The sequence below is a fragment of the Enterobacter sp. RHBSTW-00901 genome, from assembly GCF_014103115.1.
Classification (GTDB): domain Bacteria; phylum Pseudomonadota; class Gammaproteobacteria; order Enterobacterales; family Enterobacteriaceae; genus Enterobacter; species Enterobacter cloacae_P.
This window is the reverse complement of record NZ_JABXPB010000001.1, coordinates 3,635,631-3,657,829: the sequence shown is the minus strand read 5'-3', so window position 1 is coordinate 3,657,829 and position 22,199 is coordinate 3,635,631. Positions and strand designations below refer to the sequence as shown.

General features: G+C 54.8%; 19 protein-coding genes and 1 riboswitch. Of the genes, 15 read left to right on the top strand and 4 right to left on the bottom strand.

Features of this window, described 5'->3' with window-relative positions; all coding sequences use genetic code 11:
- The first annotated feature begins 297 nt into the window (after nucleotides 1-297).
- From leuL to HV318_RS17580, 7 genes are all read left to right on the top strand, one after another.
- Nucleotides 298-384 carry a leu operon leader peptide gene (gene leuL, locus HV318_RS24545; protein ID WP_182274624.1) on the top strand — a complete coding sequence of 29 codons (87 nt, stop codon included), beginning with the start codon at nucleotides 298-300 and terminating at the stop codon, nucleotides 382-384.
- Nucleotides 385-475: 91 nt separating this feature from the next.
- A complete protein-coding gene (gene leuA, locus HV318_RS17605) occupies nucleotides 476-2,047 on the top strand; it encodes a 2-isopropylmalate synthase (protein WP_182273736.1) in 1,572 nt (523 codons plus the stop codon).
- Nucleotides 2,047-3,138: a 3-isopropylmalate dehydrogenase gene (gene leuB / locus HV318_RS17600; protein WP_182273735.1), complete on the top strand. Its 1,092-nt coding sequence runs from the start codon at nucleotides 2,047-2,049 to the stop codon at nucleotides 3,136-3,138. Before leuA ends, leuB begins: the two co-directional genes overlap by 1 nt.
- Before the next feature lie 2 nt (nucleotides 3,139-3,140).
- Nucleotides 3,141-4,541, top strand: a complete 1,401-nt coding sequence (gene leuC / locus HV318_RS17595; RefSeq protein ID WP_182273734.1) for a 3-isopropylmalate dehydratase large subunit — start codon at nucleotides 3,141-3,143, stop codon at nucleotides 4,539-4,541.
- Between the two features lie 10 nt (nucleotides 4,542-4,551).
- A complete protein-coding gene (gene leuD, locus HV318_RS17590; protein WP_182273733.1) occupies nucleotides 4,552-5,157 on the top strand; it encodes a 3-isopropylmalate dehydratase small subunit in 606 nt (201 codons plus the stop codon).
- A 172-nt stretch (nucleotides 5,158-5,329) separates the two neighbouring features.
- Nucleotides 5,330-6,220, top strand: a complete 891-nt coding sequence (locus HV318_RS17585; RefSeq protein WP_182273732.1) for a cation diffusion facilitator family transporter — start codon at nucleotides 5,330-5,332, stop codon at nucleotides 6,218-6,220.
- A 110-nt stretch (nucleotides 6,221-6,330) separates the two neighbouring features.
- Nucleotides 6,331-6,912 (top strand): cytochrome b/b6 domain-containing protein, encoded by a 582-nt coding sequence (locus tag HV318_RS17580; RefSeq protein ID WP_182273731.1) that lies wholly within the window; start codon nucleotides 6,331-6,333, stop codon nucleotides 6,910-6,912.
- Between the two features lie 60 nt (nucleotides 6,913-6,972).
- Here the strand turns inward: HV318_RS17580 and HV318_RS17575 are convergent, their stop codons facing one another.
- Nucleotides 6,973-8,151, bottom strand: coding sequence for a sugar efflux transporter (locus HV318_RS17575; RefSeq protein WP_182273730.1), 1,179 nt, complete (start codon nucleotides 8,149-8,151; stop codon nucleotides 6,973-6,975).
- Nucleotides 8,152-8,271: 120 nt separating this feature from the next.
- Nucleotides 8,272-8,424, bottom strand: a complete 153-nt coding sequence (sgrT, locus tag HV318_RS17570; RefSeq protein ID WP_182273729.1) for a glucose uptake inhibitor SgrT — start codon at nucleotides 8,422-8,424, stop codon at nucleotides 8,272-8,274.
- A gap of 88 nt (nucleotides 8,425-8,512) precedes the next feature.
- Here sgrT and sgrR point away from each other — a divergent pair, with 88 nt between their 5' ends.
- From sgrR to thiQ, 4 genes are all read left to right on the top strand, one after another.
- Nucleotides 8,513-10,168 (top strand): HTH-type transcriptional regulator SgrR, encoded by a 1,656-nt coding sequence (gene sgrR, locus HV318_RS17565; protein ID WP_182273728.1) that lies wholly within the window; start codon nucleotides 8,513-8,515, stop codon nucleotides 10,166-10,168.
- Nucleotides 10,169-10,204: 36 nt separating this feature from the next.
- Nucleotides 10,205-10,305: riboswitch (TPP riboswitch) on the top strand.
- A 31-nt stretch (nucleotides 10,306-10,336) separates the two neighbouring features.
- Nucleotides 10,337-11,320 carry a thiamine ABC transporter substrate binding subunit gene (thiB, locus tag HV318_RS17560; RefSeq protein WP_182273727.1) on the top strand — a complete coding sequence of 328 codons (984 nt, stop codon included), beginning with the start codon at nucleotides 10,337-10,339 and terminating at the stop codon, nucleotides 11,318-11,320.
- Nucleotides 11,296-12,906 (top strand): thiamine/thiamine pyrophosphate ABC transporter permease ThiP, encoded by a 1,611-nt coding sequence (gene thiP / locus HV318_RS17555; protein WP_182273726.1) that lies wholly within the window; start codon nucleotides 11,296-11,298, stop codon nucleotides 12,904-12,906. Before thiB ends, thiP begins: the two co-directional genes overlap by 25 nt.
- Nucleotides 12,890-13,588 (top strand): thiamine ABC transporter ATP-binding protein ThiQ, encoded by a 699-nt coding sequence (thiQ, locus tag HV318_RS17550; protein ID WP_182273725.1) that lies wholly within the window; start codon nucleotides 12,890-12,892, stop codon nucleotides 13,586-13,588. Before thiP ends, thiQ begins: the two co-directional genes overlap by 17 nt.
- Nucleotides 13,589-13,620: 32 nt before the next feature.
- On the opposite strand, the gene HV318_RS17545 is transcribed toward thiQ, so the two are convergent.
- Together HV318_RS17545 and araC are read right to left on the bottom strand one after the other, a co-directional pair.
- Entirely contained in the window at nucleotides 13,621-14,388 is a 768-nt protein-coding gene (locus tag HV318_RS17545) for a DedA family protein (RefSeq protein WP_182273724.1), read from the bottom strand.
- A gap of 128 nt (nucleotides 14,389-14,516) precedes the next feature.
- Nucleotides 14,517-15,362, bottom strand: coding sequence for an arabinose operon transcriptional regulator AraC (araC, locus tag HV318_RS17540; RefSeq protein ID WP_182273723.1), 846 nt, complete (start codon nucleotides 15,360-15,362; stop codon nucleotides 14,517-14,519).
- A gap of 337 nt (nucleotides 15,363-15,699) precedes the next feature.
- On the opposite strand from araC, the gene araB reads away from it, so the two are divergent.
- The 4 genes from araB (at nucleotide 15,700) to polB (ending at nucleotide 22,096) form a co-directional block, all read left to right on the top strand.
- Complete coding sequence (gene araB / locus HV318_RS17535) at nucleotides 15,700-17,409, top strand: ribulokinase (protein ID WP_182273722.1); 1,710 nt, start codon at nucleotides 15,700-15,702, stop codon at nucleotides 17,407-17,409.
- Between the two features lie 10 nt (nucleotides 17,410-17,419).
- Nucleotides 17,420-18,922 carry an L-arabinose isomerase gene (araA, locus tag HV318_RS17530; protein ID WP_182273721.1) on the top strand — a complete coding sequence of 501 codons (1,503 nt, stop codon included), beginning with the start codon at nucleotides 17,420-17,422 and terminating at the stop codon, nucleotides 18,920-18,922.
- A 52-nt stretch (nucleotides 18,923-18,974) separates the two neighbouring features.
- Nucleotides 18,975-19,670 (top strand): L-ribulose-5-phosphate 4-epimerase, encoded by a 696-nt coding sequence (araD, locus tag HV318_RS17525; RefSeq protein WP_182273720.1) that lies wholly within the window; start codon nucleotides 18,975-18,977, stop codon nucleotides 19,668-19,670.
- Between the two features lie 74 nt (nucleotides 19,671-19,744).
- Nucleotides 19,745-22,096: a DNA polymerase II gene (polB, locus tag HV318_RS17520; protein WP_182274623.1), complete on the top strand. Its 2,352-nt coding sequence runs from the start codon at nucleotides 19,745-19,747 to the stop codon at nucleotides 22,094-22,096.
- The last annotated feature ends 103 nt before the right edge of the window (nucleotides 22,097-22,199 follow it).

The following is a 22,199-nucleotide window of genomic DNA, read 5'->3' as shown; positions in this document are numbered from 1 at the left end:
CTGAAACCATTCACATCATTTATAAATTAATGAAATAAAACAAATTTCATATCACTGCAATAAAACACACAAATTATGTTTAATTGATACTAATTATATTTAAAGCATGACAGCACGACATTCTCAGTCCAAAAATAGACAATTAACCTGGTCGAAAAAGAAAAAACCAGCACAATTAGCTAAAGTTAATGTTCTGCTCTGGCCAGCTATCAGGCTCGTTTTACCGTGCAGGGGTTGACATGATGCGCCGTATCCAGTACCACTAAATGCATATCGTATTTAACGGGAGCACGATTCATGATTCGCACCATTCGTTTCACCAGTCTACTACTACTAAACGCATCCACTGTGCGCGGTAGACTGGCGGGCGAAATTCAGCGTTGAATCGTCACCAGTAAGACTAAAAACCCGCGCCATTGCGCGGGTTTTTTTATGCTCGTAGCAAAGCGCCCTAAGACTGACAAGGACCTAACCCATGAGCCAGCAAGTCATTATTTTCGATACAACTTTACGTGACGGTGAACAGGCATTGCAGGCGAGCCTGAGTGTGAAAGAAAAGCTGCAAATTGCGCTGGCTCTCGAACGTATGGGGGTCGACGTGATGGAGGTAGGCTTCCCCGTCTCTTCTCCGGGTGATTTTGAATCGGTACAGACCATTGCGCGTACCATTAAAAACAGCCGCGTCTGCGCCCTGGCACGCTGCGTTGAGAAGGATATCGACGTTGCTGCCGAGTCACTGAAAGTTGCAGAAGCCTTCCGTATTCATACCTTTATTGCCACGTCGCCAATGCACATTGCGACCAAGTTGCGCAGCACGCTGGATGAGGTTATTGAACGCGCAATTTACATGGTCAAACGTGCGCGTAACTACACAGATGACGTTGAGTTCTCCTGTGAAGATGCTGGCCGTACACCCATTGACGATCTGGCGCGCGTAGTTGAAGCCGCGATCAATGCCGGTGCCAAAACTATCAATATCCCGGACACCGTCGGCTACACCATGCCGTTTGAATTCTCCAACATTATTACCGGCCTGTATGAGCGTGTGCCAAACATTGATAAAGCAATTATCTCCGTTCACACCCATGACGATCTGGGCCTGGCCGTCGGTAACGCCATTGCCGCCGTCCACGCCGGGGCGCGTCAGGTAGAAGGCGCAATGAACGGCATCGGTGAACGTGCGGGTAACTGTGCGCTGGAAGAAGTGATCATGGCGATCAAGGTGCGCAAAGACATCATGAACGTACACACCCGCATCAATCACAATGAAATCTGGCGCACCAGCCAGACTGTCAGCCAGATTTGCAACATGCCAGTTCCTGCTAACAAAGCCATTGTCGGCACTGGCGCATTCGCACACTCCTCGGGTATCCACCAGGACGGGGTGCTGAAAAACCGCGAAAACTACGAAATCATGACCCCGGAATCTATCGGCCTGAACCAGGTTCAGCTGAACCTGACCTCCCGCTCCGGCCGTGCCGCGGTGAAACACCGTATGGAAGAGATGGGTTATAAGGACAGCGACTACAACATGGATCAGCTGTATGACGCCTTCCTGAAACTGGCCGACAAAAAAGGCCAGGTGTTTGATTACGATCTGGAAGCCCTGGCTTTCATCAACAAACAGCAGGAAGAGCCAGAGCACTTCCGTCTGGATTACTTCAGCGTGCAGTCCGGCTCCAGCGATATCGCTACCGCGTCGGTCAAACTGGCCTGCGGCGATGAAGTTACAGCCGAAGCGGCCAACGGTAATGGCCCAGTCGACGCCATCTACCGGGCGATTAACCGCGTCACAGGGTACGACGTGGAACTGGTCAAATATGACCTGACGGCTAAAGGTCAGGGGGAAAATGCCCTGGGTCAGGTGGATATCGTCGTCAACCACAATGGTCGCCGCTTCCACGGCGTGGGTCTCGCAACCGACATCGTTGAATCGTCCGCAAAAGCGATGGTGCACGTCCTGAACAATATCTGGCGCGCCGCCGAAGTCGAAAAAGAGTTGCAACGCAAAGCTCAGAATAAAGAGAACAACAAGGAAACCGTGTAATGTCGAAGAATTACCATATTGCTGTGTTGCCGGGTGACGGTATTGGCCCGGAAGTGATGGCACAGGCGCTGAAAGTACTGGAAGCCGTTCGTTCGCGTTTTGCGATGAAAATTACCACCAGCCACTACGACGTGGGCGGTATTGCTATCGACAATCACGGTACGCCGCTGCCAAAAGCGACCGTCGAAGGCTGCGAAAATGCCGACGCCGTCCTGTTTGGTTCCGTGGGAGGCCCGAAATGGGAACATCTGCCTCCCGCAGAGCAACCTGAGCGCGGCGCGCTGTTGCCACTGCGTAAGCATTTCAAACTGTTCAGCAACCTGCGTCCGGCAAAGCTGTACCAGGGTCTGGAAGAGTTCTGCCCGCTGCGCGCGGATATCGCGGCCAATGGCTTCGACATTCTGTGCGTACGTGAACTGACCGGCGGTATCTATTTTGGCCAACCAAAAGGCCGTGAAGGCAGCGGACAGCATGAGAAAGCCTTTGATACCGAGGTGTATCACCGTTTTGAAATTGAACGCATTGCCCATATCGCGTTTGAGTCTGCACGTAAACGCCGTCATAAAGTGACGTCTATCGATAAAGCGAACGTTCTGCAGTCTTCCATTTTGTGGCGTGAGATTGTCAGTGAAATCGCCAAAGAGTATCCGGACGTTGAGCTGACACATATGTACATTGATAACGCGACCATGCAGCTGATTAAAGATCCGTCCCAGTTTGACGTGCTGCTGTGCTCCAACCTGTTCGGCGACATCCTGTCGGACGAGTGCGCGATGATCACCGGTTCAATGGGCATGTTGCCTTCCGCCAGCCTGAATGAAGAAGGGTTTGGCCTGTATGAACCTGCGGGCGGCTCTGCTCCGGATATTGCCGGCAAAAATATCGCCAACCCGATTGCGCAGATCCTCTCTCTGGCCCTGCTGCTGCGCTACAGCCTTGATGCAGGCGATGCAGCCGCTGCTATTGAAAGCGCCGTGAATCGTGCGTTAGAAGAAGGTGTCCGTACCGGTGATTTAGCACGCGGCGCGGCAGCAGTCAGTACCGATGAAATGGGCGATATCATTGCCCGCTATGTTGCTGAAGGGGTGTAATCATGGCGAAGACGTTATATGAAAAATTGTTTGATGCGCACGTTGTCTACGAGGCACCAAACGAAACCCCGCTGCTGTACATCGACAGGCATCTGGTGCATGAAGTGACCTCCCCACAGGCATTTGACGGACTGCGTGCGCACAAGCGCCCGGTACGTCAGCCGGGTAAAACCTTCGCGACAATGGATCACAACGTCTCCACCCAGACCAAAGATATCAATGCGTCGGGTGAGATGGCACGTATCCAGATGCAGGAACTGATTAAGAACTGCAACGAGTTTGGCGTTGAACTGTACGACCTGAACCATCCGTACCAGGGCATCGTCCACGTGATGGGGCCAGAACAGGGCATTACCCTGCCGGGTATGACCATCGTCTGTGGTGACTCCCATACCGCGACACACGGTGCGTTTGGCGCACTGGCATTCGGTATCGGCACCTCTGAAGTAGAACATGTTCTGGCAACGCAAACCCTGAAACAGGGTCGTGCCAAAACCATGAAGATTGAAGTGAAGGGCAAAGCCGCACAGGGCATCACCGCCAAAGACATCGTGCTGGCTATCATCGGCAAAACTGGCAGCGCAGGCGGTACTGGCCACGTGGTGGAATTCTGCGGTGAAGCTATCCAGGCGCTGAGCATGGAAGGTCGTATGACCCTGTGCAACATGGCCATTGAAATGGGAGCCAAAGCAGGCCTGGTCGCGCCAGACGAAACGACCTTCAACTATGTGAAAGGGCGCTTGCACGCACCAAAAAACCAGAATTACGTCGATGCCGTTGAATACTGGAAAACCCTGAAAACCGACGATGGTGCAACCTTTGATACCATTGTTACCCTGCAGGCGGAAGAGATTGCCCCGCAGGTCACCTGGGGGACGAACCCAGGCCAGGTCATTTCCGTGAATGACACCATCCCTGACCCGGCCTCTTTCACCGATCCGGTAGAGCGCGCCAGCGCAGAAAAAGCACTGGCCTATATGGGGCTGAAACCGGGCGTGCCAGTGACCGATGTGACCATTGATAAAGTGTTCATCGGCTCTTGCACCAACTCACGCATTGAAGATTTACGCGCTGCGGCAGAGATTGCCAAAGGTCGCAAAGTCGCTCCGGGTGTGCAGGCGCTGGTCGTGCCGGGTTCTGGCCCTGTGAAAGCGCAGGCGGAAGCAGAAGGCCTGGACAAGATCTTTATCGAAGCGGGCTTCGAGTGGCGCTTGCCTGGCTGCTCCATGTGTCTGGCGATGAACAATGACCGCCTGAACCCGGGTGAGCGTTGTGCCTCCACCAGCAACCGTAACTTTGAAGGCCGTCAGGGCCGCGGTGGGCGTACCCATCTGGTCAGCCCGGCAATGGCCGCTGCGGCGGCAGTCACCGGCCACTTCGCCGATATTCGCAGCCTGAAATAAGGAGACAATCATGGCAGAGAAATTTACCCAACATACGGGTCTGGTTGTCCCACTGGATGCAGCCAACGTCGATACTGATGCGATCATTCCTAAGCAGTTTTTGCAGAAAGTCACCCGCACCGGTTTTGGCGCGCACCTGTTTAACGACTGGCGTTTCCTGGATGACAAAGGCGAAGTCCCTAACCCGGAATTCGTCCTGAACTTCCCGGAATACAAAGGTGCATCGATTCTGCTGGCGCGGGAAAACTTTGGCTGTGGCTCTTCCCGTGAACATGCGCCCTGGGCACTGACCGACTACGGCTTTAAAGTGGTTATTGCCCCGAGCTTTGCCGATATCTTCTACGGCAACAGCTTCAACAACCAGCTGCTGCCGGTGACGCTGAGCGACGAGCAGGTAGACGAGCTGTTCGCTCTGGTTAAGGCTAATCCCGGTATTGCGTTTGAAGTGGATCTGGAAGCAGAAGTGGTCAAGGCGGGTGAGAAGACCTACAGCTTCAGTATTGATGCATTCCGTCGTCACTGCATGTTAAACGGTCTGGACAGCATTGGTCTGACGCTGCAACACGAAGATGCCATTGCCGCATACGAACATAAACAACCTGCGTTTATGAATTAAACATCTGGCCCGCAGTGTATCCTGCGGGTCAGATCTTCCGCCGCCCTTCCCCGTTTTTTTCTCGCATGCAAGAACCTGGCAGAAATAATCACGCCAATCACATTATATTTAAGGTGAATTTAATAAACATTTTGCATAATAACCTACATATCAGGTTACTACGTGAAACAGTATGAAAAACCAAAATAGCAATGAGTCTCAACTCCGTTCTCATGAAATACATAAATGCACATTAATCAGCGTGATCGTCAATATATTCCTGACGAGTTTTCAAATCGTTGCCGGTTTATTTTCCGGTTCGCAGGGGTTAATTGCTGATGGTATTCATTCTCTTTCCGATTTATCCTCTGACTTTGTCGTTCTGATTGCCAATAAAAAAAGCCAGAAAGCCTCTGATACCGATCATCACTATGGTCACCTCCGTTTTGAAAACGGTGCAAAGCTGATTATCGGGGTTATCTTATTTCTGGTCGGTGCCGGAATGCTCTGGTCTGCGGGCAATAAGCTGCTACACCCCGAGACACATCAGGTCGTCAAAGGGGCGGCTCTGTGGGTCGCCATACTGGCTCTGTTGATTAAAGAGGGGCTGTTCAGATACATGTACGCAACGGGGAAACGCATTCAGTCATCGCTGCTTATTGCCAATGCCTGGCACGCGCGTTCCGACGCGGCCTCGTCTGTTGTTGTTGCTATCGGTATTGCCGGTAATTTACTGGGTTTCCACTCTATGGATCTGGTTGCCGCACTGATTGTCGGTATTTTTATCGCCCACATGGGGTATAAATTCTCTGCCGATGCCCTCCATGATTTGATGGATCGCTCGCTTGAGCCAGACATGGAACACGAAATCAGAACGTGCCTGTTATCTACAGAAGGTGTTATTAACATTCACGATTTAAAAACCCGCAAGATGGGTGATTTAGCCCTGGTCGATGTTCATCTGGAAGTGAATGGAAAATTAAGCGTAAAAGAAGGACATGATATTGCCGTCAATGCCAGAAACAGAGTCATGAGCAAATTTAACGTGCTTAATGTGATGACGCATATCGATCCTGCGCATTAACGCGTATTGATGCAAACAGTGTGACCGACATTTTCTGGCGTTAAGGTTTCGTTAATTAATAGACGTCACACTGCATCACATTAGCTCTCTCATCATTGAGGTAAATAGCGATGACCCCAACAATACGCAGTACGCTTCCACATAAAGAAACGCCTTTTCTTCGCGTACTGCACATCATTGTTGCAGTGCTGGTACTGGCTCAGATTATCAATTCTAACTACACCGTAAGTGAAGCACTCAGTGAATCTGGTTTCACGAGTATCGTCACCTGGATACATGTCATCTCAGGCTTTGGGTTAATTTTCTGCGGTATTGCTATGATGGCGTGGATGTTAACGCAACGTGGATTTAAATATTACTACGCCTGGATGACGCTGGATTTCCGCGGGATCGTTGACGACATACGCACCCTGACACAACGCCAGCTCCCGGATGCCCACGCTGGCGGTATGGCCGCAACGGTGCAGGGTTTAGGCGTGCTGGCTCTGCTGGGTGTTGCCGTCTGTGGCGCAGCCTGGTTCGTACTGAACGCAACGATCGGGCCCGTCTCCTCTCTTACCGAGTCGGTACTGGATCTGCATAAATTCCTGACGGTCTTTATCGAAACCTATTTCTGGGCACACGGCTTTATGGGGATAGCCCATATGTACCTGACATTACGCGCACAGCGGAAATATCAGTACTCAGAATAATGCAGTAACAGGCATATTCTCTGAGCCAGAACGGTTTCTGGCTCAGACCTTCGCAACAGGCTACACGTCTTTCACACGGCAGGTCAGCAGGAGCGTCACGACCGAGATTGCCGCAATCATCCAGTACACCGCCGCATGCCCATAGCTTTGCGACAGCGCACCCTGAATCACCCCCGCCAGAATCACCCCGGTTGAAATACTGTTCGTAAACAATGTTGTCGCAGAGCCTGCGCGTCCCGGCATCAGATCCTGGAACCAGAGCATACCAATCCCGGCGACAATCCCGATAAATACCGCATTAAACAGCTGTAATATCAGTAGTGCTTCGCGCGAGTGAAAGAAGATAAGCCCCAGATAGAACAACACTCCTGCCGCGACAGCAATGACCATCATCTTACGTTTTCCTGAACGCTTAACGTAATACCCGGCCAGAATCATCGCCGGAATTTCCAGACCCGCGGCGGTACCCATCAAGATCCCGGCAAGCTTATCCGGTAACCCCAGATCGCTGCTGATCCACAATGGCATATCAATGATGTACATCGTGTTGCAGGTCCACATCAGCGTGGAGGCAATAAACAGCATACGGACATTTTTATCCTGCCAGCCGCTCGCCTGCGTAGCGGGTCTGTCCGCCACCGGCTCAATGCGAGCCACCGAAGGCAGGGCAAATGCCACTAACACCAGGCTGATGACAAAAATCCCGGCGGCGATGGAAAACATGGTGGTAAAGCCATAATTCAGCGCCAGCATAAACGCCAGCGGCGGGCCAATCACCCACGCCAGAGAGAGCTGCGCACGCATGACCGAGCTGAACATCACCACTTCACGCGCGGAGTTATCCGCATATTCACGAGCCAGCGCGAACAGCTGTGGCATGGCGGTATTAGCCAGAGATGCCAGCAGAACACCACAGGTGATGAGCGTAAGGTAATGACGATTGAACGCAAACAGCAGCGCATTCCCGACGGCCATTGCGCAGCAAAACAGGATCAGTTTGCGGCGATCGCCCTGGCTGTCCGAGCGTTTTGCCAGCCACAGGCTGACCAGGATCCCGGCAATGGCGTTGACGGTATAAAACAGGCCAATCCAGAACGGCTGCGCCCCCACCTCGCGGCTCAGAAACAGGCTCAGCGTCGGTGCCTGAAGCGCCCCCGCCACACCCATCATAAAGGCCACCAGCATAAAAGCGGCATACACGCCATTCAGGCGTCGCCCCATCGTCATCAACCAGAGCATGCGCAAATCCTTGTGAAAGCGAATCGAAATTGGGTGAAATAGTAAACGAAAAAAGCCAGCAAAAACATTTTGCTGGCGGGTGATTAGCACCAATACTCAGTCACACATGATCGAGGTGAGTTAGCGAGAAAAGGTCGTTTTCGTAACGTCCCACTGCATCAATTCTTCCAGCGTTCTCAGCCGTTGATCTGCACACTGACGGGCCAGCCAGGACACTCCTTTTGTCGCTGAAAAGTACTGCTGATAAAACTGACGTGCGGTAGACCTCTTCATAATTTACCTCCTCACTTCATCGGGAAGAATTATTGGCCTAATATAGGGATTAATAAATTGCTGATTTTTTGTCAGGAGTTCCCCTTTTATGCCTTCTGGTCGTCTGCAACAACAATTCATCCGCCTCTGGCAGTGCTGTGAGGGGCAGTCGAAGGAGACTACGCTGAACGAGCTGGCCGACCTGCTGAACTGCTCTCGTCGCCATATGCGAACGCTGCTCAACACCATGCAGCAACAGGGCTGGTTAAACTGGGAGGCCGAGGCCGGACGCGGCAAGCGCTCGCGTCTGACCTTTCTCTACACCGGGCTGGCGTTGCAGCAACAACGCGCGGAAGACCTGCTTGAACAGGACAGAATCGACCAACTGGTACAGCTGGTGGGCGACAAAGCGGCAGTACGCCAGATGCTGGTTTCCCATCTCGGGAGAAGTTTTCGTCAGGGTCGCCACATCCTGCGGGTGCTCTACTATCGTCCGATGAAAAACCTGTTACCCGGCACGGCGTTGCGCCGTTCAGAAACCCATATGGCCCGGCAAATATTCAGCGGCCTGACGCGCATAAATGAGGAAAACGGGGAACTGGAAGCCGATGTCGCGCACCACTGGCAGCAACTTTCTCCCCTGCACTGGCGCTTCTTTTTACGTCCTGGTATTCATTTCCACCACGGCCGTGAGCTGGAGATCAGCGACGTCATCAATTCGCTTCAGCGGGCATGCACGCTTCCTCTTTATGGCCACATATCGCGGATCCACTCCCCTACGGCATGGACTGTTGATATCGAACTGTCCGAGCCTGACCAGTGGCTTCCGTGGCTAATGGGCTATATCCCGTCGATGATCCTGCCGCGTGAATGGGATTCCCTACCCCATTTTGCCAGCCAGCCCGTGGGAACAGGACCTTACGCGGTAACGCGCAATACCAACAACCAGCTGAAAATTCGCGCCTTTGACGACTACTTTGGCTATCGCGCGCTGATCGACGAAGTCAACGTCTGGGTTCTGCCTGAAATCAGCGAGGAGCTGAGCTGCGGATTAACGCTGGAAGGGTCAACCGAAGGAGAAAAAGCGGTTGAAAGCCGTCTGGAAGAGGGCTGCTATTACCTGCTGTTTGACGCCCGCAGCCACCGAGGTGCCAGCCGCGACGTGCGCAGATGGGTGAGCCACGTGCTTTCCCCGGCCAATCTTATCTATCAGGCGGAGGAGCAATACCAGACTTACTGGTTCCCGGCCTACGGTCTGCTCCCGCGCTGGCATCACGCCCGACCGGTTCACGGCGAAAAGCCCGCCGGACTGGAGTCGATCACCCTGACCTATTACCGCGACCACGTGGAACACCGCTTTATCGCCCGCATCATGAGCAAGCTGCTGGCTGCCGAAGGCGTTCAGCTGGACATCCAGGAAATAGATTATGATGAATGGCATCGCGGGGAGATAGTCAGCGATATCTGGCTGAACAGCGCCAACTTTACCCTGCCACTCGATTTCTCACTCTTTTCGCACCTGTATGAAGTTCCGCTGATCCAACACTGCATTGACCGGGACTGGCAGCAGGACGCCGCACAGTGGCGCGCGGGAGAAATGAACCTGGCCTCATGGTGCCAGCAGTTGCTGGCGCAACAGGCGATTGTGCCGCTCATCCACCACTGGCTGATGATTCAGGGTCAGCGCAGTATGCGTGGCTTACGGATGAACACCCTGGGCTGGTTTGATTTCAAATCCGCCTGGTTTGCCCCACCGGAACCATAACACTTTCGTAATATTCGCCAAATCATTACAATACCGCCGTTCTCAACGGGGTGCTGCATCACTGATGTGCGCTGAGATAATACCCGTCGAACCTGATCCGGATAACGCCGGCGAAGGGATTTGAGGCTGTCGCTCAAAATCCTTTGCCACTCAACTTTGAGGTGCAAAGTGTTAAAAAAAATTCTTCCCCTTCTGGTGCTGTTTGCGCTGCCTGCTGTTGCGAAGCCCGTCCTGACGGTCTACACCTATGACTCCTTCTCTGCCGACTGGGGCCCTGGCCCGGCGGTGAAAAAAGCCTTTGAAGCCGACTGCAACTGCGAGCTGAAGTTCGTAGCGCTGGAGGATGGCGTTTCACTGCTTAACCGTCTGCGCATGGAAGGGAAAAACAGCAAAGCCGACGTGGTGCTCGGTCTGGATAACAACCTGCTGGATGCGGCGTCGCAAACCAGACTGTTTGCCAAAAGCGGTGTCGCCACCGATGCCGTCAACGTCCCTGGTGGCTGGAAAAACGATACCTTTGTCCCGTTCGATTACGGCTACTTTGCTTTTGTCTATGACAAAAACAAGCTGAAGAACCCACCGAAAAGCCTGAAAGAGCTGGTTGAAAGCGACCAGAAATGGCGCGTGATTTATGAAGATCCGCGCACCAGTACGCCAGGCCTGGGCCTGCTGCTGTGGATGCAGAAAGTCTACGGTGACAAAGCGCCGGAAGCATGGCAGAAACTGGCGGCGAAAACCGTCACCGTCACCAAAGGCTGGAGCGAAGCGTATGGCCTGTTCCTGAAGGGAGAAAGTGACCTGGTGCTCAGCTACACGACCTCTCCGGCCTACCACATTATTGCCGAGAAGAAGGACAACTACGCCGCTGCTGATTTTGCGGAAGGTCACTACCTTCAGGTGGAAGTTGCAGCACGTACCGCCGCCAGTAAACAGCCAGAACTGGCCGAGAAGTTCCTGAAATTTATGGTTTCTCCGGCGTTCCAGAATACGATCCCGACGGGCAACTGGATGTACCCGGTGACCAATGTGGCCCTGCCAGCGGGCTTTGATACGCTGTCTAAACCGCAAACCTCACTGGAGTTTACGCCGCAACAGGTCGCCGCACAGCGTGCTGCATGGGTAAGTGAATGGCAACGCGCAGTCAGCCATTAATTCCCGGCTGGTTACTTCCCGGACTGCTCGCTGCCGTATTGATGGTAGCGGTCAGTCTGGGGGCATTTCTTGCGTTGTGGTTAAACGCACCAGAAAGCGACGTGCTCACACTCTGGCATGACAGCTATCTCTGGCATGTTATCCGTTTCTCCTTCTGGCAGGCATTTCTCTCTGCGCTGCTGTCGGTTTTCCCGGCGATCTTCCTGTCCCGGGCACTTTATCGCAGGCGTTTTCCTGGCAGACAGGCACTTCTGCGCCTGTGCGCTATGACGCTGATCCTGCCCGTTCTGGTGGCCGTATTCGGTATTCTGAGCGTCTATGGACGCCAGGGCTGGCTGGCCTCACTCTGTAACCTGCTTGGTCTGGAGTGGACATTCTCCCCTTACGGACTGAAGGGTATTCTGCTGGCGCATATCTTTTTCAATATGCCGATGGCGACAAGGCTCTTTTTGCAGGCGCTGGAGAATATTCCCGGCGAGCAGCGCCAGCTGGCTGCACAGCTCGGCATGCACGGCTGGTCGTTCTTCCGCTTTGTCGAATGGCCGTGGCTGCGCAGGCAAATCCCCCCCGTTGCGGCGCTGATCTTTATGCTCTGCTTTGCCAGTTTTGCCACCGTACTTTCACTCGGTGGCGGGCCGCAGGCAACGACCATTGAGCTGGCGATTTATCAGGCGTTAAATTTCGACTACGACCCCGGACGTGCGGCGCTGCTGGCGATAGTACAGATGGCATGCTGCCTTGTCCTGGTGCTCCTCAGCCAGCGGCTGAGTAAAGCCATTCCACCCGGTAGTAACCAGATAGCAGGCTGGCGCGATCCGCAGGACAGCCTGTACAGCCGCATTACCGATTTTATCCTCATCACGCTGGCGCTGATGCTTCTGCTGCCGCCGCTGATGGCCGTCATCGTCGATGGTCTGAACATCAATCTGGTGTCCGTTTTGCAACAGCCCATGCTCTGGCAAGCCACCTGGACTTCGCTGCGGATCGCACTGGCCGCAGGCATGCTGTGCGTCATTCTGACCATGATGTTGCTGTGGAGCAGCCGTGAACTCTATGCCCGCCATGCGCAAAAAGCCGGGCAAGCGCTGGAACTCACGGGGATGCTGATTCTGGCCATGCCGGGCATTGTTTTGGCTACCGGCTTCTTTTTACTGTTCAACAGCACCATTGGTTTGCCGGAAAGCGCTGACGGCATCGTCATCTTTACCAATGCCCTGATGGCAATCCCTTACGCTCTCAAGGTGCTGGAAACCCCGATGCGTGACGTCAACAGCCGCTACAGCTTACTGTGCCAGTCGCTTGGTATGCAGGGCTGGCAACGGCTAAAGGTCGTCGAGCTGCGCGCACTAAAGCGCCCGCTGGCACAGGCGCTGGCGTTCGCCTGTGTGCTATCGATTGGTGATTTTGGCGTCGTGGCGCTCTTCGGCAATGAAGATTTCCGTACACTGCCATACTGGCTGTATCAGCAAATTGGCTCCTACCGTAGCCAGGATGGTGCCGTCACGGCGCTATTACTGCTGCTGCTGTGTTTTGCGTTATTTACCGCTATCGAAAAACTCCCGGGGCGTGATGTTAAAACTGATTGATGTAACCTGGCTCTATCAGCACCTGCCAATGCGTTTCACCCTTTCCGTGCATCAAGGGGAAATGATTGCAATCCTTGGCCCCAGCGGAGCAGGAAAGAGTACCTTGCTCAATCTGATCGCCGGTTTTCTGCAACCGGCAAGCGGGTCAATACTGATTGAAAACGGTGACCATTCCCACACTCCACCGGCTAAGCGTCCTGTCTCGATGCTGTTTCAGGAAAATAACCTGTTCACGCATCTGACGGTACGGCAAAACATCGCTCTGGGGATGGATCCGGGGCTGAAGCTGAACGACGCACAGCGACAGAAGCTGGAGATCATTGCCGCGCAAATGGGGATCACCGACTTGATTGACCGGCTGCCAGGAGAGCTTTCCGGCGGCCAGCGTCAGCGTGTGGCGCTGGCCCGCTGTCTGGTGCGTGAGCAGCCAATACTGCTGCTGGACGAACCGTTCTCGGCACTCGACCCGGCCCTGCGCCAGGAGATGCTTTCTCTGGTGAAGGACGTCTGCCAGCGCCAGCAGCTTACGATGCTGATGGTTTCGCACAGTATCGAAGATGCTGCACGGATTGCACCGCGATCGGTGGTCATTGCTGACGGGCGAATTGCATGGGATGGAGAGACAGAAGCACTGTTAAGCGGAAAAACCAGCGCCTCGGAATTACTGGGGATCAAACCGTAGGCCGGGCAAACGAAGCACCGCCCGGCACCCCGTTAACGGCTGACGACTTTCAATAAAATGTCCCCATAAACCGGCATCAGCGGATGACGAATCAGCGCCACCAGCGCCACTATCGCAATTCCCAGGGTCAGCGGTGCCAGCCACAACAGGCGGGGGCGTGGAAGATAGCGCGTCAGGCGATCCACTCCCGCTTTGCCGCTACGCCACAGCCGCCAGCACAGCCATGCCGCCAGCCACAACAGGACAGCCGCAGCCAGTAACAGCCATTTAAACTGACCGCTTTGCGCATCGGCAGGAATATCAATTGCCGCACCGGCCAGGATCCCCGGCAGGAAGTAGAACGGCGGCCAGAATACGCAGCCGATAATATTGGGTAACACAAATTTGGAGACAGGCAGATCCAGCATCCCGGCTACCATTGGCACCAGCGGACGCGTTGGCCCGACAAAACGCCCCACGAGGATAGTGAACATACTGTGCTGATGCAGCGCGTGTTCGGTTTTATCCAGCAACGCTTTGTTCTTTTTCATGAACGACCAGCGATGCAATGGCTTCTTAAAGCGCCAGCCCAGCCAGAAGGAGATCCAGTCTCCGAGCAAGCAGCCGACGATCCCGGCCATCCACGCCTGCCAGAAGTTGACTTCACCGCTGCCGATAAGCGCGCCAAGCCCCGCCATCATCACGGTGCCGGGTAAAATCAGCCCGACAAGCGCCAGGGATTCCAGGAACGCCACCAGCGCAACGGCGATGAGTGAGTACATAACGGACTGGGTGATAAAATGTTCCAGCAATGCCTGCATAACTATTCCGGTCAGAAAACGAAGCAGGGATTCTGCAAAGAGCCCCTCACCACGTCAAGACAACAATTGTCTGAATAGTTTACTGGCAGTTATGAAACTTCACCTGACCGTTTATCTTATTTTACGTTTCATTCACATCCTGCGCGGAATTCACTCGGACTTGCCCCGGTACATTTTTTAAAGACGCGCGAGAAATAGAGTTGATCTTCAAAACCCACATTGCGCCCCACGGTAGCAATCGGCATCCGGGTGGTGCTGAGCAACAGTTTCGCCTGGCTGATGCGCTGATCCTCACGCCAGCTCAGCACGCTGACGCCAAGCTGCTGGCGGAAAAGATGTGACAAACGTGACGGAGAAAGGCAGACATGCTGGGCAACGCTTGCGATATCAAACTGGCTATCGGCCAGGTGATCGCTGATGTACTGGCATGCATCACGCACGCGGTTATCCAGCGGCGGATTAAGCGATTCGTTAATCGCCTCCATCCGGCGCAGCAACACCTGCTCAAGCAGGTTAATCGCCAGCAGTTCGGCATAGCGACCACCAGCCTGCCCGGCGTCAATAATCTGCGCAAACAGCTCGCGGAACTGCGCCTGGTGAACATCATCCGGGCGATAAAAACCGGTGTGCGCAAAAATGGCTGGCCACGAGAGCCACTCCTGCCAGTAGGCGCGCGGACGGAAGTAGACCCACTGGTGATACCACTCTTTGGCATCCGGATGACGCCCGTAATGGTGGATCTCACCCGGTGGGAATAACAGTATATCGCCAGGACGGCAAACAAATTGCTGGTCGTTATTTTTGATAACCCCTTCCCCGCGCACGGTCAGGTTCAAAATATACCCTTTCATCCCGAGCGGTCGGTCAACGTAAAAATCAAGATATCCCTCGGCCTCGATCGGGGTTAACCCCGCGACCAGGTGGGCGTTGAATGAGTAACCTGGCAGTAAGGGATCGTTTTGCGTTTCGGCCATATATTCAGTTCTCCCGGCAGTCCTGAAGGAAACCAATTGTCCATATCGATAAAAGCAGTATAAAAAGGGTCCGCGAAAAGATCCAAAAAGCATCACGCCTCTTTTACGTCCGCCATGTTTCAGCCTTTCCCCCTGATTTCTCCGCCAGCATGGGCAGATAAGCAGTAACAAAAGTGTCTATAAGTGCGGCAGAAATGTCCACATTGAATATTTGCACGGCGTCACACTTTCAATCGCAACAGCAATTTAATCCATAAGATTAGCGGATCCTGCCTGACGATTTTCGCCCCCAGTCTCTAATGTTCTTCCATACCTGTTTTTTTGATGGAGCAACACAATGGCAATTGCGATTGGCCTCGATTTTGGCAGCGACTCGGTTCGCGCCCTGGCGGTGGACTGTACCCATGGTCAGGAAATAGCAACCAGCGTTGAGTGGTACCCGCGCTGGCTAGAGGGGCGCTACTGCGACGCGCCAAATAACCAGTTCCGTCACCATCCGCGTGACTATATTGAGTCAATGGAAGCGGCAATCAAAACCGTTCTGGCTGAACTGTCTGACGCACAGCGTGCAGAGATTGTCGGGATTGGCGTCGACAGCACCGGCTCAACCCCCGCCCCTGTGGATGCCGAAGGCCGTGTGCTGGCGCTGCGCCCAGAGTTTGCCGACAACCCGAACGCCATGTTCGTGTTGTGGAAAGACCATACCGCCGTCGACGAAGCCGAAGCCATCACCCGTTTATGCCATCAGCCCGGCAAAACCGATTACTCACGCTACATCGGCGGTATTTACTCCAGCGAATGGTTCTGGGCCAAAATTCTGCACGTCACCCGCGCCGACGCCTCGGTGGCGCAGGCTGCAGCATCGTGGATTGAATTGTGTGACTGGGTTCCGGCCCTGCTCTCCGGCACCACTCGCCCGCAGGATATTCGCCGTGGCCGCTGCAGCGCCGGGCATAAATCGCTGTGGCACGAAAGCTGGGGCGGCCTGCCACCCGCAGCGTTCTTCGATGAACTCGATCCAGTCATCAACAAAAATCTGAAATACCCGCTGTTTACCGACACCTTCACCGCCGATATTCCCGTTGGCACGCTCTGTGAAGAGTGGGCAAAGCGCCTCGGTCTGCCGCAGAACGTGGCGATCTCCGGCGGTGCATTTGACTGCCATATGGGTGCAGTCGGCGCAGGCGCACAGCCCAACACGCTGGTGAAAGTCATCGGCACCTCAACCTGCGACATTCTGACGGCGGATAAAGCCACCGTTGGCGACCGTGCGGTGAAAGGTATCTGCGGCCAGGTTGACGGCAGCGTGGTACCGGACGTTATCGGCCTGGAAGCAGGTCAGTCTGCATTTGGCGATATCTACGCCTGGTTTGGCCGCGTGCTGGGCTGGCCGCTGGATCAACTGGCAGCATCGCACCCGGAACTGAAAGCTCAGGTTACCGAGAGCAAAAAACAGCTTCTGCCGCAACTCACCGACGCCTGGGCAAAAAACCCGTCTCTTGATCATCTCCCGGTGGTACTCGACTGGTTCAATGGTCGCCGTACACCGTTCGCTAACCAGCGCCTGAAAGGGGTAATTACCGACCTCAACCTGGCGACCGACGCACCGGCGCTCTTTGGCGGTCTGATTGCGGCCACCGCCTTTGGCGCACGCGCCATTATGGAATGCTTCATCGAACAGGGCATCGACGTGAATAACGTGATGGCGCTGGGCGGCATCGCCCGTAAAAACCCGGTGATCATGCAGGCCTGCTGCGACGTGCTGAACCGTCCGCTGCAGATTGTGGCTTCCGATCAGTGCTGTGCGCTGGGCGCGGCGATTTTTGCTGCCGTCGCTGCAGGTGTTCATGTCGATATCCCGACCGCACAACAGCATATGGCGAGCGCCGTAGAAAATACCCTCCAGCCGCGAGCCCAGCAGGCGCAACGTTTTGAACAGCTTTATCAGCGCTACCAGCAATGGGCAAAAAGCGCCGAACTTCACTATCTCCCTGTCGCCGCCCCGTCAAAACACAGCGCGGACACTACGGCAACCCTGACCCATTAAGGACACGATAATGACCATTTTTAATAATTATGAAGTGTGGTTTGTGATTGGCAGCCAGCATCTGTACGGGCCGGAAGCGCTGCGTCAGGTGACTCAGCATGCAGAACATGTGGTCAACGCGCTGAATGCGGAAGCAAAACTGCCGTGCAAACTGGTACTGAAACCTCTGGGGACGACACCGGACGAGATCACCCACATCTGCCGCGACGCGAACTACGACGACAAATGCGCCGGGATGGTGGTGTGGTTGCACACCTTCTCACCTGCCAAGATGTGGATCAACGGCCTGTCCATCCTCAATAAACCTTTGCTGCAGTTCCACACCCAGTTCAACGCCTCCCTGCCGTGGGACAGCATCGACATGGACTTTATGAACCTGAACCAGACCGCGCATGGCGGCCGTGAGTTTGGCTTTATCGGCGCGCGTATGCGTCAGCAGCATGCGGTCGTAACCGGCCACTGGCAGGATCAGCACGCACAAAAACGTATCGGTTCCTGGATGCGCCAGGCGGTGTCTAAACAGGATACCCGCCACCTGAAAGTGGTGCGTTTTGGCGACAACATGCGTGAAGTGGCAGTGACTGACGGCGATAAAGTTGCCGCACAGATCAAGTTTGGCTTCTCCGTGAACACCTGGGCCGTGGGCGACCTGGTGCAGGTGGTGAACGAAATCAGCGATGGCGACGTAAGCGCGCTGGTTGATGAATACGAAAGCAGCTACCGCCTGACCGCTGCCGCACAGATCCACGGTGACAAACGTCAGAACGTGCTGGATGCGGCGCGCATTGAGCTGGGGATGAAACGCTTCCTGGAACAGGGCGGCTTCCACGCCTTCACCACCACCTTTGAAGACCTCCACGGCCTGAAACAACTGCCAGGCCTGGCCGTACAACGTCTGATGCAGCAAGGCTACGGCTTTGCCGGCGAAGGCGACTGGAAAACTGCCGCTCTGCTTCGCATCATGAAAGTGATGTCAACCGGTCTGCAGGGCGGCACCTCCTTTATGGAGGACTACACCTACCATTTCGAAAATGGCAACGACCTGGTGCTCGGTTCGCACATGCTGGAAGTGTGCCCTTCGATCGCCGTCGAAGAGAAACCGATCCTCGACGTGCAGTACCTCGGCATTGGCGGAAAAGCGGATCCGGCACGTCTGATCTTCAACACCCGTACCGGCCCTGCCATCAACGCCAGCCTGATCGACCTGGGCGATCGTTTCCGCCTGCTGGTGAACTGTGTGGATGCCGTGGAAACACCACATTCACTGCCAAAACTGCCGGTCGCGAACGCCCTGTGGAAAGCACAACCTGACCTGCCAACCGCCTCCGAGGCCTGGATCGTGGCCGGTGGTGCGCACCACACCGTCTTCAGCCACGCGCTGGATCTCAACGACATGCGTCAGTTCGCCGAGCTACACGATATCGAATTGACCGTAATTGATAACGATACCCGCCTGCCAGCCTTCAAAGACACCTTGCGCTGGAACGAAGTGTATTACGGCTCAAAACGTTAACAGGGGGATTTTTGGCCTGCCGCAGGGCGGGCCACTTTTCCTGGAGGATTGCATGTTAGAAGATCTCAAACGTCAGGTACTTGAAGCCAACCTGGCGCTGCCGAAACATAACCTGGTGACGCTGACCTGGGGCAACGTCAGCGCCGTTGACCGCGAAAAGGGCGTGCTCGTTATCAAGCCTTCCGGCGTCGATTACACGGTAATGACCGCCGAGGATATGGTGGTGGTCAGTATTGCGACTGGTGAAGTGGTGGAAGGCAATAAAAAGCCCTCTTCCGATACGCCAACCCATCGCCTGCTGTATCAGTCATTCCCGACGATTGGCGGCATCGTTCATACCCATTCACGCCATGCCACCATCTGGGCGCAGGCCGGTCAGTCCATTCCGGCCACCGGCACCACGCACGCGGACTACTTTTACGGCACCATTCCCTGCACGCGCTTAATGACCGATGCGGAGATCAACGGCGAGTATGAGTGGGAAACCGGTAACGTCATCGTTGAAACCTTTGAAAAACAGGGTATCGATGCGGCGCAGATGCCTGGCGTGCTGGTGCACTCTCACGGCCCGTTTGCATGGGGCAAAAATGCCGAAGATGCCGTGCATAATGCCATCGTGCTCGAAGAAATTGCCTATATGGGGATCTTCTGCCGCCAGCTGGCACCGCAACTTCCGGATATGCAGCAAACCCTGCTGGATAAACATTACCTGCGTAAACACGGCGCGAAGGCGTATTACGGGCAATAAGCTGTATATATACCCAGCATAAAATATTCAACCAGGCTATAATCATGCCTGGTTTTGTTTTATGGGGTGACGGCGTGGCGCAAGCAGGTTTTTTACTGACCCGACACTGGCGGGATACGCCTTCCGGGACAGAAGTCGAATTCTGGCTGGCGACGGATAACGGCCCGCTGCAGGTGACGCTGCCGCCGCAGGAGTCCGTGGCTTTTATTCCTGAAGCTCACGTTGAGAAAGTGAAACAGTTGCTGCGCGGCGAAAACGGCTGGCGTATCACCCCACTTGCGCTAAAAGATTTCCACCGCCAGCCGGTGTATGGCCTGTACTGTCGCGCCCACCGTCAGTTGATGCGCTATGAAAAACTGCTGCGCGAAGCGGGCATTACGCTTTACGAAGCCGACATCCGCCCGCCGGAACGTTTCCTGATGGAGCGGTTTATCACCGCCCCTGTCTGGGTGGATGGCACCACGCAAAACGGCAGGCTTATCAACGCATGTCTGAAACCCAACCCGCATTATCGCCCGCCGCTGAAGTGGGTCTCGCTGGATATTGAAACGACCCGTCACGGTGAGCTGTACTGCATCGGCCTTGAAGGCTGCGGACAGCGGGTTGTCTATATGCTCGGGCCACCAAATGGCGATGCCACTGACCTCAATTTTCAGCTTGAGTATGTCAATAGCCGACCGCAACTGCTGGAGAAACTAAACCAGTGGTTTGCCGATCACGATCCCGATGTATTGATCGGCTGGAACGTCGTGCAGTTCGACCTGCGCGTCCTGCAAAAACATGCCGAGCGGTACCGTATTCCGCTGATGCTGGGGCGCGGTAATACCGAACTGGAGTGGCGTGAACATGGCTTTAAAAACGACGTATTCTTCGCGCAGGCCAATGGCCGTCTGATTATCGACGGTATTGAAGCGCTGAAATCCGCCTTCTGGAATTTCTCCTCTTTCTCCCTGGAAACCGTCGCGCAGGAGCTGCTCGGCGAGGGTAAATCCATCGACAACCCGTGGGACAGAATGGACGAGATAGACCGGCGCTTTAACGAAGACAAGCCGGCACTTGCCACCTATAACCTGAAAGATTGCGAGCTGGTGACGCAGATTTTTCACAAAACCGAGATCATGCCCTTCCTGCTGGAGCGTGCGACGGTCAACGGCCTCGCCGCCGACAGACACGGCGGCTCCGTGGCGGCGTTTAGCCACCTCTATTTTCCCCGTATGCACCGGGCAGGATATGTCGCGCCCAACCTCGGAGATGTGCCGCCGCAGGCCAGCCCCGGCGGTTATGTGATGGATTCCCGCCCGGGACTGTATGACTCGGTGCTGGTGCTGGACTACAAAAGCCTCTACCCGTCAATTATCCGTACCTTCCTGATCGACCCGGTAGGGCTGGTTGAGGGCATGGCTCAGCCAGACGATGCCCACAGCACTGAAGGCTTTCTCGGCGCGCGTTTCTCGCGCGAGAAGCACTGCCTGCCAGAAATAGTGGGGCAAATCTGGTACGGTCGTGACGAAGCCAAACGGCACAGCAACAAACCCCTTTCCCAGGCGCTGAAAATCATCATGAATGCCTTTTACGGCGTGCTGGGCACCAGCGCCTGTCGCTTCTTTGATCCGCGTCTGGCGTCATCAATCACCATGCGCGGGCACGACATCATGCGCCAGACCAAAGCGCTGATTGAGTCCCGGGGTTATGACGTCATCTACGGCGATACCGATTCCACCTTTGTGTGGCTGAAAGAGACACACTCAGAAGACGATGCCGCACTCATCGGCAAACAGCTGGTCGCTTTCGTGAACGACTGGTGGTGTGAACATTTGCAAAAAGAGCGCTTAACCAGTGCATTAGAGCTGGAATTTGAAACCCATTTCAGCCGTTTTTTGATGCCCACGATTCGTGGCACCGATCAGGGCAGCAAAAAGCGCTATGCCGGGTTGATTCAGGAAGGTGACAAGCAGCGGATGGTGTTTAAAGGGCTGGAGACGGTGCGTACCGACTGGACGCCGCTGGCACAGCAGTTCCAGCAAACGCTGTATCTGCGGGTGTTTCGCAATGAACCCTACCAGGACTACGTACGCGAGACGATAGCCAGCCTGATGGCAGGTGAGCTGGATGGCCAGTTGGTGTACCGCAAACGCCTGCGCCGTCCGCTGACTGAATACCAGCGTAATGTCCCGCCACACGTACGTGCAGCCCGTCTGGCGGACGAAGAAAACGTGCGCCGGGGCCGCGCGCCGCAGTATCAAAACCGGGGCACCATCAGGTATGTCTGGACCACCAGCGGCCCGGAACCTGTTGATTATCAGCAATCACCTCTGGATTACGAGCACTACCTGACGCGCCAGCTTCAGCCGGTTGCGGATGGAATTTTGCCCTTTATCGACGACGATTTTGCTACACTAGTGACAGGGCAACTTGGCCTATTTTGACGCGTGACGAAATCGTTGCCATCCAGTACCATAGCGCCCTTTCCATTCCCGGACCCATTTTTTGATGACCGTCTTTTTTGACGGTGGTCGAACTATTGCCTGC

Excerpts from the sequence above, each read along its gene's own strand:
- araD (WP_182273720.1), top strand. The coding sequence starts at position 18,975 with ATGTTAGAAGATCTCAAACGTCAGGTACTTGAAGCCAACCTGGCGCTG.
- leuC (WP_182273734.1), top strand. The coding sequence starts at position 3,141 with ATGGCGAAGACGTTATATGAAAAATTGTTTGATGCGCACGTTGTCTAC.
- leuA (WP_182273736.1), top strand. The coding sequence starts at position 476 with ATGAGCCAGCAAGTCATTATTTTCGATACAACTTTACGTGACGGTGAA.
- leuD (WP_182273733.1), top strand. The coding sequence starts at position 4,552 with ATGGCAGAGAAATTTACCCAACATACGGGTCTGGTTGTCCCACTGGAT.
- leuB (WP_182273735.1), top strand. The coding sequence starts at position 2,047 with ATGTCGAAGAATTACCATATTGCTGTGTTGCCGGGTGACGGTATTGGC.
- HV318_RS17580 (WP_182273731.1), top strand. The coding sequence starts at position 6,331 with ATGACCCCAACAATACGCAGTACGCTTCCACATAAAGAAACGCCTTTT.
- araA (WP_182273721.1), top strand. The coding sequence starts at position 17,420 with ATGACCATTTTTAATAATTATGAAGTGTGGTTTGTGATTGGCAGCCAG.
- araC (WP_182273723.1), bottom strand. The coding sequence starts at position 15,362 with ATGGCCGAAACGCAAAACGATCCCTTACTGCCAGGTTACTCATTCAAC.
- leuL (WP_182274624.1), top strand. The coding sequence starts at position 298 with ATGATTCGCACCATTCGTTTCACCAGTCTACTACTACTAAACGCATCC.
- sgrT (WP_182273729.1), bottom strand. The coding sequence starts at position 8,424 with ATGAAGAGGTCTACCGCACGTCAGTTTTATCAGCAGTACTTTTCAGCG.
- sgrR (WP_182273728.1), top strand. The coding sequence starts at position 8,513 with ATGCCTTCTGGTCGTCTGCAACAACAATTCATCCGCCTCTGGCAGTGC.
- araB (WP_182273722.1), top strand. The coding sequence starts at position 15,700 with ATGGCAATTGCGATTGGCCTCGATTTTGGCAGCGACTCGGTTCGCGCC.
- thiP (WP_182273726.1), top strand. The coding sequence starts at position 11,296 with ATGGCAACGCGCAGTCAGCCATTAATTCCCGGCTGGTTACTTCCCGGA.
- HV318_RS17575 (WP_182273730.1), bottom strand. The coding sequence starts at position 8,151 with ATGCTCTGGTTGATGACGATGGGGCGACGCCTGAATGGCGTGTATGCC.
- HV318_RS17585 (WP_182273732.1), top strand. The coding sequence starts at position 5,330 with ATGAAAAACCAAAATAGCAATGAGTCTCAACTCCGTTCTCATGAAATA.
- thiQ (WP_182273725.1), top strand. The coding sequence starts at position 12,890 with ATGTTAAAACTGATTGATGTAACCTGGCTCTATCAGCACCTGCCAATG.
- HV318_RS17545 (WP_182273724.1), bottom strand. The coding sequence starts at position 14,388 with ATGCAGGCATTGCTGGAACATTTTATCACCCAGTCCGTTATGTACTCA.